At 64.3% G+C, this 16,249-nt stretch carries 12 protein-coding genes, 1 tRNA gene and 1 pseudogene; 7 read left to right on the top strand and 7 right to left on the bottom strand.

Translation table 11 applies throughout. From position 1 onward, the window contains the following. Positions 1-44: 44 nt before the first annotated feature. Together AAC640_RS12745 and AAC640_RS12750 are read right to left on the bottom strand one after the other, a co-directional pair. Positions 45-827 carry a nuclear transport factor 2 family protein gene (locus AAC640_RS12745; RefSeq protein WP_340266838.1) on the bottom strand — a complete coding sequence of 261 codons (783 nt, stop codon included), beginning with the start codon at positions 825-827 and terminating at the stop codon, positions 45-47. Positions 828-841: 14 nt separating this feature from the next. Next, positions 842-2,809, bottom strand: a complete 1,968-nt coding sequence (locus AAC640_RS12750; protein WP_340266839.1) for an oxidoreductase — start codon at positions 2,807-2,809, stop codon at positions 842-844. Positions 2,810-3,397: 588 nt separating this feature from the next. Between AAC640_RS12750 and rlxS the strand changes: the two genes are divergently transcribed. From rlxS to AAC640_RS12765, 3 genes are all read left to right on the top strand, one after another. Next, complete coding sequence (gene rlxS, locus AAC640_RS12755) at positions 3,398-5,323, top strand: relaxase/mobilization nuclease RlxS (protein ID WP_340266840.1); 1,926 nt, start codon at positions 3,398-3,400, stop codon at positions 5,321-5,323. 153 nt (positions 5,324-5,476) lie between these two features. Then, positions 5,477-5,896 carry a hypothetical protein gene (locus AAC640_RS12760; protein WP_340266841.1) on the top strand — a complete coding sequence of 140 codons (420 nt, stop codon included), beginning with the start codon at positions 5,477-5,479 and terminating at the stop codon, positions 5,894-5,896. Beyond that, complete coding sequence (locus tag AAC640_RS12765; RefSeq protein WP_340266843.1) at positions 5,893-6,120, top strand: helix-turn-helix domain-containing protein; 228 nt, start codon at positions 5,893-5,895, stop codon at positions 6,118-6,120. The genes AAC640_RS12760 and AAC640_RS12765 overlap by 4 nt, the downstream gene beginning before the upstream one ends. A gap of 176 nt (positions 6,121-6,296) precedes the next feature. On the opposite strand, the pseudogene AAC640_RS12770 reads toward AAC640_RS12765, so the two are convergent. The 3 genes and pseudogenes from AAC640_RS12770 to AAC640_RS12780 all read right to left on the bottom strand — a co-directional run. Beyond that, a pseudogene (locus AAC640_RS12770) lies at positions 6,297-6,464 on the bottom strand (IS481 family transposase); the annotation flags it as partial. A gap of 239 nt (positions 6,465-6,703) precedes the next feature. Then, positions 6,704-7,849 carry a tyrosine-type recombinase/integrase gene (locus AAC640_RS12775; RefSeq protein WP_340266845.1) on the bottom strand — a complete coding sequence of 382 codons (1,146 nt, stop codon included), beginning with the start codon at positions 7,847-7,849 and terminating at the stop codon, positions 6,704-6,706. 144 nt (positions 7,850-7,993) lie between these two features. Beyond that, positions 7,994-8,083: transfer RNA gene (locus AAC640_RS12780), tRNA-Ser, on the bottom strand. 135 nt (positions 8,084-8,218) lie between these two features. Here AAC640_RS12780 and hspQ point away from each other — a divergent pair. From hspQ to AAC640_RS12795, 3 genes are all read left to right on the top strand, one after another. Beyond that, on the top strand, positions 8,219-8,590 hold the full coding sequence (gene hspQ, locus AAC640_RS12785; RefSeq protein WP_340266847.1) for a heat shock protein HspQ: 372 nt from the start codon (positions 8,219-8,221) through the stop codon (positions 8,588-8,590). Continuing rightward, the gene (locus tag AAC640_RS12790) at positions 8,547-9,347 is read left to right on the top strand and encodes a GDSL-type esterase/lipase family protein (RefSeq protein ID WP_340266849.1); all 801 of its coding nucleotides are present in this window, start codon (positions 8,547-8,549) and stop codon (positions 9,345-9,347) included. The genes hspQ and AAC640_RS12790 overlap by 44 nt, the downstream gene beginning before the upstream one ends. A gap of 106 nt (positions 9,348-9,453) precedes the next feature. After that, on the top strand, positions 9,454-11,424 hold the full coding sequence (locus tag AAC640_RS12795; protein ID WP_340266851.1) for an OPT family oligopeptide transporter: 1,971 nt from the start codon (positions 9,454-9,456) through the stop codon (positions 11,422-11,424). Positions 11,425-11,478: 54 nt separating this feature from the next. Here the strand turns inward: AAC640_RS12795 and AAC640_RS12800 are convergent, their stop codons facing one another. Together AAC640_RS12800 and queF are read right to left on the bottom strand one after the other, a co-directional pair. Further along, positions 11,479-14,109 (bottom strand): M1 family metallopeptidase, encoded by a 2,631-nt coding sequence (locus AAC640_RS12800; protein WP_340266853.1) that lies wholly within the window; start codon positions 14,107-14,109, stop codon positions 11,479-11,481. 214 nt (positions 14,110-14,323) lie between these two features. Beyond that, positions 14,324-14,791, bottom strand: a complete 468-nt coding sequence (queF, locus tag AAC640_RS12805) for a preQ(1) synthase (protein ID WP_340266855.1) — start codon at positions 14,789-14,791, stop codon at positions 14,324-14,326. Between the two features lie 101 nt (positions 14,792-14,892). Here queF and AAC640_RS12810 point away from each other — a divergent pair, with 101 nt between their 5' ends. Then, positions 14,893-16,161, top strand: coding sequence for a hypothetical protein (locus tag AAC640_RS12810; protein ID WP_340266856.1), 1,269 nt, complete (start codon positions 14,893-14,895; stop codon positions 16,159-16,161). Positions 16,162-16,249 lie beyond the last annotated feature (88 nt).

Genomic DNA, 16,249 nt, shown 5'->3' on the forward strand with positions numbered 1-16,249 from the left:
CGCCTTACTTCCACGCCAGTATTCATGACCGTCCAAAGAGCGACTTACCGTTTCACCGTCCGCTGATGCTCCGGTCGTGCCGTCAGCTGACTGCCAGACCAGTCCTGGTAAATAGGATCGTCGGGATAGCGGGCGCCCCAGTTGGACATCTCGGGCACATCAACGCTCAGCGGCCAGTCGGTCTGCAGCTTCTTCACATCACCCCAGTCCCAGATGCAGGTGCGCCGCAAAACCTTCCATACGCCATCGCGTTTTTCGCACAGATCGCGGTAACGGTTGCCAAAGATGCAGCTGACATCCGGCTCCTTATACGTAACGACGCAAAGAACCATGCTCTCGCGCTTGGCTCGGTGGCCTTGTATTTCGGATATCACGTTGCTGATGTGATGGCTGCACGAGTATAGTCGGTCCCGATATGTTTCAACTGCGTCCGCCCATTTCGCGCCGTCGCCCATATAACCGCCGTGATCGTCGTACGAGTCCGGCCAATACGTGTCCCGGATTCTATCAATATCCATTCTGTCTGCGGCGCGACCATACATCATAATATTATCATACAGCAGTTTCTCGTCATATAATTCTTCCATTTGTGACTCGGTCAGCGGCATATCCTTCTCCTTCTTTCTTAAATCGTTGATCATATCGTAATAAGGGCGATACGGTTTGACACTTCGACCGAACAGATCTTGGGCGGCGAGAAAACTCGATCGTACATTCAATTCACGTTGTTGGTTACCGTTGGTGATTTGGTCTTGCGGGGTTCCGGTGATCGGTAACTGTGTATTGCTCCCCAATGACAGATTATGCTGTTGTGGGGCGCGTGGCACAGTCGAACCGCAATTCAAATCACGGCACGGCCGGCCGCATGGCCTTCGTGGATGGCGGCCTGTAGGGTCCGAGCCGATTTCGCGTCGCCGACGAGATGGAGGTTCTCCACCCGGCCGCGCAGCTCGCGCCAAAGCGTGTTGGCGGACTGCCGGAAATCGACTCTGACCACCACATCGGCGGAAACAACATCGATTTGTTCGCCATGCAGGGGCCGAATAGTGGCCCGTCCCGGCTCGACTGCGACCAGGAGCGCCTGCGTCACGATGTTGAACTTGCCCAGTTTGTATAGCCGCTTGAGCGCGGCTGCGTCACGCATCGCGGCTTGCACGAGTGGTGCGAAGCTGCCGTGTCGGGTGACGTACGTGACATCCATCCCGCGACTCAAAAGCTCCTCGCAACAGCCAATAGCCTCATAGTGGCCGACATCGTCAACGACCACCGCGCTCCTGCCGAGATCTTTTCGCCCGCTATCAAGCAGATCGATCGTATCCATAATGATCGCACCGGGCGCGGCCCGCACCTCACCGGCCGGATTCGCGACCTGCCTTATGGGGCCCGCGAGTTTGTTTGTGCCGGTCGCGACGATGACAGCGTCAGGCACCTCGTTCAGCACCTCATCCGCATCCAGATAGGTCGATAGCCGGACGTCCACGCCCAGCCTGTGGACTTCGGCCTCCAGCCAGTTGGTAATGTCGCCGATCGCCTGAAGCTTTGGCGCGCGGCGGGCATGGTTGATCATGCCGCCGAGCGAAGGCGTTGCCTCGAACAGGATCACCTCATGCGCGCGCAACGCCGCGACCCTGGCGGCCTCCATCCCTGCGGGTCCGCCACCCACGATGACGACCCGGCGCCGTTGGGTTGATTGATCGAGCAAGCTTTCCGCCAACGTGCTTTCACGTCCGGCCGCTACATTGACGACACAGCCGATCCGTCCCTCCGCCATCACTCCGCCGACGCACCCTTGATTGCACGCGATGCACGGCCGCACTTCGGCTGCGCGATCCTCTCGTGACTTCCTGATGAGGTCAGGATCCGCGATCGTCGCGCGAACCATGCCGACGAGGTCGGCGTCGCCCGCCCGGATCGCCTGCTCGGCGTCGTCCAGCGTCCCGAACCGGCCCGAGACCAGGCGCGGCAGCTTCAGGCCGTGGCCGATCCGTCGCGCGGTGGGGAGCTCATATCCCGCAGGACGGTCCATCCCCGCGATGACTTCGCTCTTGTCGTAGTGGTCGCTATGCGAAATGTTGACATAGTCGATCAGGCCTTCATCCTCAACGAGCCTGCAGACGGCGTTGGCTTCCTCGATCGACAACACAGCCGGATCGCCGCTCTCGCTGATCCTCATCCCCACGGGGAAGCCAGCGCTTGTGTGCGCACGAATCTCCCGCAGACACTCCAGCAGGAAGCGCCGCCGGTTCTCAACCGATCCGCCGTAGCGGTCGTCACGCCGGTTCAGCACCGGCGACAGGAATTGCGACACCAGATAACCGTGGCCCGCGTGAAGCTCGATGCCGTCGAGGCCGCCAGCCTCGACGCGCCGGGCCGCGGCGCCGAACGCCACCACCAGTTCTTCGATCTGATCGGTCGTCATCTCCAGCGGTGGGCACGTCGAGTGGCGAGCCGTTATCGCGGATGGCGCCCAGGGCGGGCTCCCGTCAGCCGGCGTAACGACATTGCCGGCATGCGAGAATTGCTGAAACAGCTTCATGCCAGTGGGCGCGATCGCGCTCGCTAACTTGCGGTAGCGCGGGATAACCGAGTCGTCCCAGTTGATCAGGGACAAATAAAACGATGGGTGGACCGAGCAGGCTTCGATGATGGAGAGGCCGACGCCACCACGCGCACGCTCCAGATGATAGGCGATAAGATCGTCCGTGACGGCTTCGCGCCTAGCCAGCATCGTCACATGCGCGGGACGGACAATGCGGTTTGGCACTTCGACCGAACCGATCTTGAGCGGCGAGAAAACCCGATCGTACATCCAATGCTCCTTTTGGGTTATCGTTGGTCATTTGGGTTTGCGGGGTTGCGGCTAGCGGCGACTATGTATTTTGAAGCCCCTCGCGGCGCTTGATCGCGTAGCGATCCCGATGGTCCACCCGCACCATGGCAGGCGGCGGAAAGGATTTGATAACAGCCCGCCATCCACAGCCGACCGAGATGCCTTGCACAGCCCCTTCTGAGATTGTGGCAATCTCCGCCATGGCCTTTTCCAACCCTTTGAGCGTTTTCGCCGGATGTGCTTGCAAGGCAAAATTTTATGAGGAGGCAACATCCGCTTAGCATAACGGAGGATTCCTCCGTTACACAAGTGGAAATAGTTTGGACTGAAAGAAATTTAGATCCCCGCAAGCGGCACCGCTTTAACAGCTCGCGGAGTGGCATGCGGCGTAAGCCGCCGCAGTATGAAAAAACAGATCTGCGCCCTTGCACACCCTCCATCGGTTAGCATGACAGTGCCCGTTCGCCTGTCCGTGGACGTCCACCCTTTTCCAGATGATGTGTTGGTGCTATTGATGGTTCCGGTGATTTCCCACTGCCTATTTGCGCGGGAGAATCAGCCGTTTGGGTGCCCGATGGGAGTCCTGGTTCTGGGCCTCGCACCGGCCGCTTCAATGCGCGGGGCCGTGGCGCCCGGATCGCAGCCGCCGTGCCGCGCGGCTCGGGCTGGTCCTTCGACCGGGGCAGCGGCATGCGCGTGCGGCCCCGGCGGGTGACGGTGAAGGCGCGGGTGGTGAAGCTGGCTGGCAAGGCCGGCGCGGTAGGGGTGCATCTGCGCTATCTCGAACGCGACGGCGTCAGCCGCGAAGGGGATCGCGGGCGCTTCTACTCGACCTTCGCCGATGAAGCCGATGCTCGTGCCTTTGCCGAGCGGGGTCTGGACGACCGCCACCAGTTCCGCCTGATCGTCGCGCCCGAGGATGGTCCGGCCTTCGACCATCTGCGCGATTTCACCCGCGACCTGATGGCGAAGATGGAAGAGGATCTGGGCACCACTCTTGACTGGGTGGCGGTCGATCATTTCGACACGGGGCACCCCCACAGCCATATCCTGATCCGGGGAGTCACCGAGGACGGCAAGACCCTCAATATTGCGGGTGACTATATCGCCCATGCCATCCGCTATCGGGCATCGGAGATCATGACCCGGGCACTGGGTCCGCAGAGCGAAATAGAAGTGCGCCAGCAGCTCGAACGCGAGGTCGATGCCGAACGGCTCACCCGGCTTGACCGGATGATGCTGGCGCAGGCGAAAGATCATGTCATCGACCTGCGCCAGATGGAGAGACAAGCCGCGCTCGATCCCGGCCACCAGCAACTGCTGGTTGCCCGCGCGCGGGTGCTGGAACGGATGGAACTGGCAGAGCAGGCTGGGCCGCTTTCCTGGACGCTGTCCCCGCATATGGAAAAGACGCTGACCGATATGGGCATGCGCGGCGACATCATCCGCCTCATGCACCAAGAGATGACGAGGGAGAAAGAGGCGCCCCACATCGATGCCCAACGTTATGTCGTCCATGGCGTCGACGGTGTAGCCGCACAGATGACAGGACCGGTCATCGGCAAGGTGGTGAAGCGGGGCGCTGCCGATGACGATCATGAGCGCCGTTATCTCATCGTCGACGGCATCGACGGGCGCAGCCATTATGTCGATATCGGCGCCAGCGCCGAGTCCACGCCGGTCGGCGGCATGGTGAGTCTGACGCCGAGGCAGGCCGAACCCCGCGCCGTAGATCGCACCGTCGTTCAGATCGCGCAGGGCCATGGCGGGCGCTATGGTCTGGGCATTCACCTCAACCATGATCCCGATGCCAGCGAGGCTTTTGTGGAAAGCCATGTGCGGCGGCTGGAGGCGATCCGCAAGACGACCGGTAAGCCCGAGCGCGACGCGGACGGGACATGGAAGATCGGTCCCGATCATCTCGATACCGTGCGGATCTATGAGCAGAGGAAGCTCAGGACCGAGCCGGTCAAGGTCGAGATGCTGTCGGCAGGGCCGATCCTCGATCAAGCAAACATCCATGCTGCCACCTGGCTGGACAAAGAACTGACGGCACCGGACAAAGCGCCCATCGCCAGCAATGGCTATGGCCAGGAGGTGCGCAAGGCATTGGCGCTGCGCCAGCAATGGCTGGTCGAGCAGCAACTGGCCGAGCGACAGGGCAATGATGTGATCTACCGCCGCAATCTGCTGCGTATCCTTCGGGAGCGCGAGGTGCGCGCCGTGGCCGGGCAGCTGTCGAAGGAACTGGGCCTGCCCTTTGCCGAAACCGTGCCGGGCGAACGAGTGGAGGGAACGCTCACGCGAAAAGTGAACATGACCTCCGGCCGGTTTGCCCTGATCGAGCGTAGCCATGAGTTCACCCTGGTTCCCTGGCGCGATGAGCTGGAACGGCATGTCGGCAAGCAGCTTTCCGGGCTGATGCGCGAGGACCGGCCGATCAGCTGGACTATCGGGCGGGGCCGCGGCGGTCCCAGCATCGGCGGCATGTGAGTCCAATCCGGGCCGATCTGGGCCGATCTGCTCCATCCCCAAACAGAAGCCGGACAGCGATACTCGTCCATGGCAGCGGATCGCTTCTGTGTCCCCCCTTGCGCCGGGCTGATCCGCTGCCACCGGACATCATCATGAACAGGCCAATGCCCGATGAAGAGCTACAAGACCCGGCATCAACTGTTCCTGCCCGAGGAAATGAGCAGGCGGCTTGAGCATCTAGCAAAGAACTCAGGCAGGGCACGGTCGGAGATCCTCGTCGAGGCGCTCGACGCCTGGTTCACCCGGCGGCAGGCGCCGAAGTCCAATGAGGCCATCGGCATTCGCCTCACCAAAATTGAGCGCAATACCGACTGGCTGCGGCGCAACCAGGCGCTGGTCTGGGAGGTGCTGGCACGCACGGTCCGGCATCAGCTCACCACTGGGGCGATGACCCCGGTGAACGAGGCGGCGCAGGCTAAAGGTGCCAAGCTGTTCGCCGAACTGATTGATGAGATTGCCGATCGGTTCGCGGGCAAGGCTGCGCCCGCCACCGACGATCCCACCACCCGTAAGCTGAGGAGTTTGCAATGAGCCGTGAGCATCGACCGCTGAAGAACACGGACCTGCCGCCGCAGGATAGGATCGAACCCATCACCGTGCGCATTCCCGACGCATGCCGGATGCTGGGGATCCGACGCAGCAAATTCTATGAGCTCATCGCCGAGGGGGAGATCAGGACGCTCAAGCTTGGAAGCGCGACCCTCGTGCCGGTCGAGGGCATCAAGGCGCTGGTGGCCCGGCTCAAAGAAGGTTGAGCTGGAAAGCAGTCGGACGGCAATGCCCCAATCCTTACCGTTTGACAGCGATTTTCCAGCGCCCCGAGGCGGACATCCAAATCTGACCGGGTCTGGCTGGCTCCATGACCAGAAGGTCGAATTCGAACACGCCACGCGCCAGGAACTGCGCCACCGAGGCGGACTCATCATGAAGACCGGCTTGAGCGATCCTGGACCGCCTGCTCGCCGCGTCTGCGCCACTTGCGGACCGTCTCGTCGCTGATGCCATAGCGCTTTGCCACGACACTGGCGGGCTCGGTCGAGCGGGCAATTTCCGCCCGCACAGCAGGCGTGATCCGGGCCTGGGGATGTATCTGCACCATCACGAAACCTCATCAGCAAGAGCGGCAAAGCGCCGCGCGTGATCCGCGATGGCGCTACTTACCATGTCCCAATGATGTGTCGCAACCAGACAGCTAAATCGGCGAATTCGGACGCGAGACGACCATGGAGGGTTCCATCGAACCGACCCAGCTCCGGATCGCACGCGATCTGATCGGAATAGAGGACCTCGTAATAGGCCATTTCAAAGGCCGGGATGACGCGGTCGGGTCGATATCAGTCATCGCTTCCTGCAGTAAGCCCCCCATTCGTCCATCAGCTTCCTCCTCTTTTCTAGCAGGTTACCTCGTCGATAGGCAGCTTCCGTCTTGTCCCGGACGCGATGCGCCAACGCCGCTTCCGCGATTTCGCGGGGATGGTTCGTTTCCTCGCTGACCCAGTCCCTGAAAGCAGAGCGAAATCCGTGGGCAGTTGCGTCCTCCTTCATCTCGCGAAGCAGCTTCGTGAGCGTCATGTCGCTCATCGGCATGTCTCCCCTGGCACCGGGAAACACGAGCGACCGCGACCCGATTCGCAGTTCGCGACACCGTTCGAGGATGGCGAGTGCCGGGGCTGACAAAGGAATGACATGCTCGCGCGCTGCCTTCATGCGCGCAGCTGGGATCGTCCAGAGCTTCTCCTCCAGGTCGAATTCTCCCCACACCGCTCCGCGCACCTCACCCGATCGCACGGCGGTCAGGATGGCAAAACGCAGAGCCAAGCGGCTGAAGGATTCCCGCTCGGCTAGCTTGAGCATGAAGGCCGGCACCTTCGCATAGGGCATGGCAGCAAAATGCCCCTCCTTCTTGGGTTGGCGAGGGAGCCCCTTGGTGATCGCCCGCATCGGCGCCTCGCTCTCGCGGTAGCCTGAAGCATAGGCCCAATCGAGTACGGTGCCGATCCGCTGACGGACCCGCCGCGCCGTCTCCGGCTTGGCAAGCCAAATCTCGGAGAGCAGATTGCGGATCATCGGGCCGGTGATCTCGTGGACCTGGACATGGCCAATATGCGGGAACACGTAGGCATCGAGTGTCTGGAGCCATTGCTTCTCATGCTTCTCATTGCGCCATGTCTTGCTGTGGGCTGCGATCACCCGGGCTGCAGCCTGCCTGAAGGTGGGAATTCCCTGGGACTTACGCCGCTCGAAGATGGGATCCAGTCCAAGCTCGACCCAAGTGCGGATTTCTCGCGCCCGCTCGCGGGCAGTCGCCAGCGAGACTTTGGACGCGCTGCCCAGACCAAAGTCGCGGCGGTTGCCATTTTTCTGCACCCGGCAGACCCAACTCTTGCCACCCGCGGGCTGGACCACGAGGAACAGGCCATCGCCATCCCCGATCCGCCCGGGACGAGTTGCTGCCTTCACGGCGCTGGCGGAGAGCTTTCCCATGCCACCAAATCTCCCACATTCTTTCCCACATTTCCAATCGGTCACCGGTGGACTGGCAGGGATGAACGTGGATACGAATCACGCTGAAAGCCGCAGAAAAGCTTGGCTTTAGTGATTCGGAACGGATGTGAAAGGACAGGGTAGTGGCGGAGAGGGAGGGATTCGAACCCTCGGTACCGTTGCCGGCACGCCGCATTTCGAGTGCGGTGCATTCGACCACTCTGCCACCTCTCCGCAGAAGGCCGGGGCGCCAGGATTTCTGGCGCCGGCCGGGTCGAGGGGCGGCCATTAGCGAATGATGATCCGCTTGCCAAGCGCCGGCCGCGCTATTTTTCTTGTGTCGACACACAGGCTTCCTAAATATGTCGCATGAACGACACGATTCAGATTTTCGGACCTGGCATCAGCGCCCCTGCCATCGTCCATGCGCTGTTCAGCATCGGCGACGTGGTCAAGCATCGGCGCTTCGGCTTTCGCGGCGTCGTGTTCGACATCGATCCCGTCTTTGCCAACACGGAGGAATGGTATCAGGCCATTCCCGAGGAAGCACGGCCGGACAAGCACCAGCCCTTCTACCATCTGCTCGCTGAAAATGGTGAATCCAGCTATGTCGCTTATGTAAGCCAGCAGAATTTGCTGGCGGATGATACAGACGAGCCGGTGGACCATCCGGCGATCGCCGGCATGTTCGGCACCTATGCGAATGGCAAATATCAACTGCGCCCGCTTCACCGCCATTAAGGCGTCCGCTTCGCGAGCCGGCCTGGCCAGCCGTGCGATCATCGTCGGGGCGATGCTGTGCGCGCTCTGCTTGAGCGCGCAAGCGTCCGAGGCCCCGGCGGTCGACCACCAGGCGCCACTGGCCGACCGCGTAAATGCCGACCCCGCCTTTCCCTTCTCCAACGAAATCGCCGCCTTCGCCAAAGCGGACGCCGGGGACCCGGCCCCGTCCGGCGGCATCCTGTTCCTGGGCAGTTCCAGCATCCGCCTGTGGAATATCGGGGGGAGCTTCCCCGATCGTCCTGTCGTCAATCGCGGCTTCGGCGGAGCCACCACGGCTGACGTGCTACATTATTATGCCCGCCTCCTTCCCCGCGCCAAGCCTGGCGCCATCATCGTCTATGTGGGGGAAAATGACCTGGCTGGAGGCGCCACTCCCGCCGACGTGTCGCGCAATGTGCTCAGGCTGCTGAAGCGGCTGCGCGAGGATTATCCCAAGGCCCGCATCGCCTATCTGTCCCTGAAGCCCAGTCCGATCCGCTGGACGCTCTGGCCCCGCCTGGCGGCGGTCAACATGACCGTCGCGGCGCGCAGTCGGGCTGTCGGGTTCGACTATCTCGATGTCGGCACCAGCCTGCTGGCGCGCGACGGCTTGCCTGATGCGTCCCTGTTCCGGCCGGACGGGCTGCACATGAATGCCCGGGGCTATGGCCGCTGGACTCGTCTCGTCGACGGCTGGCTGCACTGGGGGAAAGGTGCCGCACCCTCGCCCTCCTGATCCCGACCCGATCCAGGGGTGAGCGTACCGCACTTTCCGATTGATCCAAGGTCAAGCAACATTATTACCGGACATTCGTACAAGTGGCAGGCGAGGGGGAAAGCGGGTGACAAGTGATTCGGCCAAGGCGGCGCCAGTCGCGGAACTGACGGTGCGCGGCGTCGTGCTGGGCGCGCTCATCACGCTGATCTTCACCGCCGCCAACGTCTATCTCGGGCTGAAGATCGGCCTTACCTTTGCCACCTCGATCCCGGCGGCCGTCATCTCGATGGCCGTCCTGCGCCTGTTTGCCACCGGCACGATCCTGGAAAACAATATCGTCCAGACCATCGCCTCTGCGGCGGGCACCTTGTCGGCCATCATCTTCGTCTTGCCGGGCCTGGTCATCATCGGCTGGTGGCACGGCTTTCCCTACTGGCTCTCCGCCTTCACCATCGCCCTGGGCGGCATATTGGGCGTCATGTATTCCGTGCCGCTGCGCCGTGCGCTGGTGACCGGGTCGGACCTTCCCTATCCCGAAGGCGTTGCCGCGGCCGAAGTGCTGAAGGTCGGTGCCGGATCGCGCGAGGGGCTGGAGGAAAACAGGCGCGGCCTGTCCGCCATCCTCATGAGCGCGCTGGCGGCGGCGGCCTTTTCGATCCTGGCCAAGACGCGGCTGATCGCCGAGGAAGCGGCGACCTTCCTTCGCTTCGGCACGGGCGCCACGTCCGTGTCGACCAGCTTTTCCATGGCGTTGATCGGCGTCGGCCACCTGGTCGGCCTGTCAGTGGGCGTCGCCATGTTCGTCGGCCTGCTGATTAGCTGGGTAGGGCTGGTGCCTTGGCTCACCTCGCCGCTTCCGGCCGGCGCAGACCTGTCTGCGGTCGTCGGCACCGCCTTTCGCATGAAGGCCCGCTTCATCGGCGCGGGCACGATCGGCGTGGCGGCGATCTGGACGCTGCTCAAGATCCTGGGCCCCATCGTCAGCGGCATCCGCTCCGCGCTCGCGGCCAATGCGACGCGCCGCGCGGGCAACGCGGCGAGCCTCGACATCACTGAGCGCGACCTGCCCATCGGCATTGTCGGTGGCACCATCCTGTTGACACTCCTCCCCATCGGCATGCTGCTCTGGGTCTTCGCGCAGGGGGGGCCGATCGCGGCCAATCCCGTACCGGTGATCGGCCTGACGCTCGCCTATGTGCTGGTGGCGGGCATCGTCATCGCATCGGTGTGCGGCTATATGGCGGGCCTGATCGGCGCGTCGAACAGCCCGATCTCGGGCGTCGGCATCCTGGCCGTGCTGGGCGCCTCGCTGCTGCTGGCGGCCCTGTATGGCTCGGGGGGCGACCCGAAGCAGACGCAGGCGCTGATCGCCTATGCGCTATTCACCACCGCCATCGTGTTCGGCATCGCGACCATCTCCAACGACAATCTGCAGGATCTCAAGACCGGACAGCTGGTGGGTGCGACGCCGTGGAAGCAGCAGGTCGCACTGGTGCTGGGCGTCATCTTCGGATCGCTGGTCATTCCGCCGGTGCTCGACCTGCTCAACAGCGCCTTTGGCTTTGCCGGCGCGAGTGGCGTGGGGGCCAATGCCCTGCCCGCCCCTCAGGCGGCGCTGATCTCCGCGCTGGCGAAGGGCGTCCTGGGCGGGGACCTCGACTGGGGCCTGATCGGCGTGGGCGCGGGGATCGGCGCCGCCGTCATCGCCATCGACGAATGGCTGGGCAAGGCCGGCAAGCTGCGCCTGCCCCCCCTTGCGGTCGGCATGGGCATCTACCTGCCGATGGCGCTCACGCTGCTGATCCCGGTCGGCGCGGTGATCGGCCATTTCTATAACCGCTGGGCGCTGCGTCGGGCCAATCCCGACTTTGCCGAGCGGATGGGCGTGCTGATGGCGACCGGCTTCATCGTCGGCGAAAGCCTGTTCGGCGTCGCCTTTGCCGGCATCGTGGCGGCGACAGACAGCGACGCGCCGCTGGCGCTGGTGGCGGAAAATGACTGGGCGGTGCCGCTCGCGCTGCTGATCTTCGCCGGCGTCGTGGTGGGGCTCTACATCCGCCTGCGCCATTGGGCGAGCGCACCGCTCAATCCCTGACCCTCAAGCCTCGTCTCCTCCCCATGCCAGGCACGGGGAGGAGAAGGGCACGGCCTATTTCCTCCCGAACCAGCTTACCAGCGCGGGCTTCAGCCGCGCCCGCGTCTCGATCCGCGTCCGGATCGCCGCGATCGACCGATCGACCACCTTGCGCGATTCAGGCGTCAGATACTGGCTCGCATAGGCGTCGAGCTTCGTCGCCATCCCGGGGTCGGCCGATCCGCCGCCCAGCCGCGCGATCGCCTGGCTGCGCGCCGATACATCGATCATCGCCTCATATTGCCGCCGGTGGGCCAGCACATAGTCGACCGCGAGCATCGGATGCTCGCCGCCCACCGCCGCGATGATCGCCGCGCTCGTGGTCTTGCCCGGCTCGTCGGTCATGGCAAGGTCCAGCGCCCTGCGCCCCAGCGCTTCATTCTTGGCCGCCCCCAGCAGCGCGAACAACGTGCTCTTTTCGAGGTCGCTCCTGGCACGGTGGGCCATGGCGCGCAGCTTGTCCCACGTCGCTGCGTCGGCATTCTGGGCAATGATGCGCAACCACAGGTTACGCAGCGGACCGTCGAGCAGGGCCGGATCGGCGAAACGGCGGTTCGCTTCGGCGACGACCCTCTTGTCGCCCGTCGCGCCCAGCGTCGAAACGAGCGCGGATCGCAGTACCGGGACCTGCGGCCCCTCGCCGGCCTTCGCGTCGAAGCCGACGCCGGCCAGCACCGGGCCAAGCTTGCGCGAGGCATAGGCGGCCACCCTGGCCTGCGCCGCCCTGTCGCTTTCCAGCATGGTATAGGCGCTTTCGAGATAGTCGGGCACCTCTGCCAATACGGCCGGGCTGGCGTCGCGGGGGACAGCATCGACCATGTCGAGCGCGAGCCCGATCGGTTGGTAGCCGCCCAGTCCCAGCTGGAAATTGTCCGCCATCAGGCCAATCTGGTCCATCGACGACAGGCGAGTGAAATCCTTCACCAGCGCCTTGAGATTGGCCTGCGGGTAGAGCGAACGATAATAGCCGGTCTGCCCCGCGTTGATGAGATAGGCGCCGCATCCAGGCAACGTGACCTGCGCCTTGCCATCGAGGATCAGTTGCTGCGGCGCGCCGCCGATGGTCTGCGCCATCACCGGCACATGCCAGCCGAGCGGCGCCTTGTCCTTGCGGTCGCGGCTGAATTCACCCTGCGAAAGGGACAGCAGGGTCGATCCGCCCTCGCACTGCGCGCTGTCGACCTTTACCAGCGGGATGCCGGGCTGGCTGGTGAAGTCATGCGCGATGCCGACCAGGCCCTTTGCCCCCGCGCCCTCGACGGCCTTCCACAGATCGTCGGTGACGGTGTTGCCATAGGCATGCGCCTTCATATAGGCGCGGATGCCCTGCCGCCACGCATCCTCGCCGGCATAGCCTTCCAGCATGGTGATGACCGCCTCGCCCTTTTCATAGGTGATGTCGTCGAAGGCCTGGTTCACCTCATCGACGGTGCGGATCGTCTGCACGATGGGATGGGTCGTCGCGAGCGCGTCGAGCGCCATGGCCCGCTCCCGCCCGCCCACGCGGGTCAGCAGCATTTCCCAGCTCGGCTGCAACTTGTCGGTCACCTTGGTCGCCATCCAGCTGGCAAAGCCTTCGTTCAGCCACAGATCGTCCCACCAGGCCATGGTGACGAGGTCGCCGAACCATTGATGCGCCATCTCATGGGCGACGATCGAATAGATGGTGCGCCGCGTCCCTTCCGACGTGAAGCGGGGATCGACCAGCAGCGCGCGTTCGAAGGTGAAGATCGCGCCCCAATTTTCCATCGCGGAAAAAAACTGGCTCTGGCCTGGCCCGGCCACATTGTCGAGCTTGGGCAGCGGGAAGGGAACGCCGAAATAATCGTTGTACCAGGGCAGGATCGCCGCCGATGCGTCCAGCGCCAGTTGCGCCTTGCCGGTATTCCCCTTGCCGGTGATGACGCCCACCTCGGTCGCGCCGGCCATCTTGGTGGCGCGGTCGAGGTCGCCGAGGCCGAAGAACAGCAGGTAGGAGGACATTTTCGGGCTGGTGCCGAACGTCACCTGCGTCTTGCCGCCGCCCAGGTCCTTTGAGGCCCTGACCGGCATGTTGCTGACCGCCAGCTGGCCGGTCGGGATGATCGCCGCCAGATCGAAGGTCGCCTTGTAGCTCGGCTCGTCGAAGCTCGGCACGAAGCGGCGCGCATCGGGGGCCTCGAACTGGGTGAAGAGCGCGCGCTGCGCCTTGCCGTCATTGTCCGTATAGTCGAGCGCGAACAGCCCGTTCGCCTGCGTGTTGATAACGCCCGCATAGCTGATGGCGAGCCGATAGCTGCCCGGCTGGACCGGCTTGCCGAAATCGAAGCTGACCGTCTGCGCCTCCGCATCGATCGTGGCGGTGCCCTTGACGGGCTTGCCTTTGTCGGGGGTCAGCGTCACCGCGCTCACCTGGAGGTCGGCGGCGTTCAGCACCAGTGCCGGCATCGCCTGCGCGACATCAACGTCGATTGTCACCTCGCCGGTGAAGGCAAGGCGGGCTGCATCGGGCGTAACGGTGATCGCATAATGGCTGGGCACGGCGCCGCGCGGCAACTGGGTCGTGATGCCGGGCGCAGGGCCGCCGATCGTCTGGGCGAGGGCAGGTTGAACGAGCGCCACCGGCGCGGTCGCCAGCATCAGCGGCATAATCTTCTTGAACAACATCAGGTTCACAACTCCGACACGTTGGAACGGCGCCGCGCTTGAACGGCGCGACGCCGGAATAGTTGCGGGATCGAGCCTTTCCGGGCGCCCGTCAAGCCGCCACGACCGCTCCCGATGTCGTTGGTTGAGCCTTGTTGTTTATTTGTCAAACAATGGCACCCGTCCCCTTATCCCGAAGGCCGGGGCCTTGGGCCGCTGCGGCCGGCGCCAGCGCCTATCCCCGCCCGCGATAGCCGGGCACATCCTGCGCCGGCAGCCACAAGCCCGCCGGCGGTTCGCCCGACTGCCAGAAGACATCGATGGGAATGCCCCCGCGCGGATACCAGTAACCGCCGATCCGCAGCCAAAGCGGCTGCATCTCGTCGAACAGCCGCTCGCCGATGCCCACGGTGCAATCCTCGTGGAAAGCGGCATGATTGCGGAAGGAGCCCAGGAACAGCTTCAGCGACTTCGATTCGACGATCGTCGCGGCCGGCGCATAGTCGATCACCAGATGGGCGAAGTCCGGCTGCCCCGTCACCGGGCAGAGCGAGGTGAATTCCGGCGCGGTGAAACGCACCAGATAGGGCTTGCCCGGCCTGGGATTGGGCACATAGTCGAGCACGGCCTCTTCCGGGCGCGCGGGCAGCGCGCTGGACTGCCCCAGGTGGATCGGTCTGGTCATGTCAGGCATATCAGTCATGACGGGCCATCTACGCCATTGCACACACAATGTCATCGCCGCCTCACATAGCGCCGTCGTTCACCTGCCGTTCAGCCGGGACCGTGCCTTGGCTGCTGACCATGGGATTGCGTCCTGCCGCATTGACTTTCCTGCTGCTGTTGCTGGCACCCTCTGCCTTTGCGCAGGATCAGCAAAATGGCGGCGAGCCAGTGTTCAACCTGCCCCGCACGACGCAGAACCCACCCGCCGAGCCCAACCGTCAAGGGCCGGAACTCGACGTGTTCCGTGGCGCGCCGACGACGGTGACGCCGCCGCCGCCGATTGTCGTGCCGCCGACGGTCACCGCGCCCGCTCCCGCCCAGCCGCAAACCACGCCGGAGCCTCAGCCGCGTCCAACGGATCGGACGCCGCGTCCCGCCGTCCCGGCGCCTCGGTCGCAGGCCGCGCCCGCGCCGGGGCGGGATTCGCCTCCCCCACCCGCTTCGCCCGAGCAGCCGGCGCAGACGCAGGTCCAGCCCGCCCCGTCTCCACCTGCCCCATCTCAGCCCGCCCCATCTCAGCCTGTCCCGTCTCAGCCTGCCCCGGCGCGGCCCGCCGCTTCCCCCCCGCCGGCAGCGGCAGCGCCCGCGACCCGGTCCAACCCCTTGCCGTGGATCGTCGCGGGGCTGCTCGCGCTCGTTGCCGCACTGGGCGCGCTTTGGCTGCTTCGCCGCCGCCCGCCACGCGACGTAGAGGTGGAACGCGCAGCCGACGAGCCGGCGCCGACGCCGACCCCCGCCGCCCCGACACCCCGCGCCGCGCCTGTCAGGCCACAGCCGGCCGCTCCACGCCCTTCGCCCGCGTCACTCCCGGTCGCGCCTGCCGCGACTGAACGCCCGTGGATCGATCTGGAGATGGAGGTGCGCGGCGCCAGGCTCTCGCTGATGGGCGCGACGATCAACTATGTCCTGACGCTGCACAATCGCGGCAGCCGCACGGCCGAAGATGTACTGGTCCGTGGCCTCATCGGCAACACGGACGCCGGCCAGCAGGCGCTCATGCAGCAATTCTTCGCCGGATCGGCCGGACTGCCGATCCATTCGGTCGTATCCGTTGCCCCCGGTGATCGGCATAGCCTGACCGGCGAATTGCGCCTGCTGCCTGACCAGATCGCGCCGGTGCAGGTGCAAGGACGCGCGCTGCTGATCCCGCTGGTCGCCTTCGATGCACAATATCGCTGGAGCGAGGGGGGCGATCCCGTCGGCACCGGCCGCACCGGCAAGGCGTTCATCGTCGGCCAGGAACAGAGCCCGCCCGCTGATCGCCTGTCGCCCTTCCGCCTTGACCTTGGCCCGCGCCAGTATCGCACGCCCGGCAGCCGGGCCACGGCGCTCGAACTCGCAAGCTGATCTTTACGCGCGCCGACCGCGCCCTGACCTGTCTCTGCCGCATCCTTTTATGCGGAAAACCTGTTCCCACTTTTCCGCGCGCTGCTTA

Source organism: Sphingobium mellinum, from assembly GCF_037860795.1.
In the GTDB taxonomy this organism is placed as follows: domain Bacteria; phylum Pseudomonadota; class Alphaproteobacteria; order Sphingomonadales; family Sphingomonadaceae; genus Sphingobium; species Sphingobium mellinum.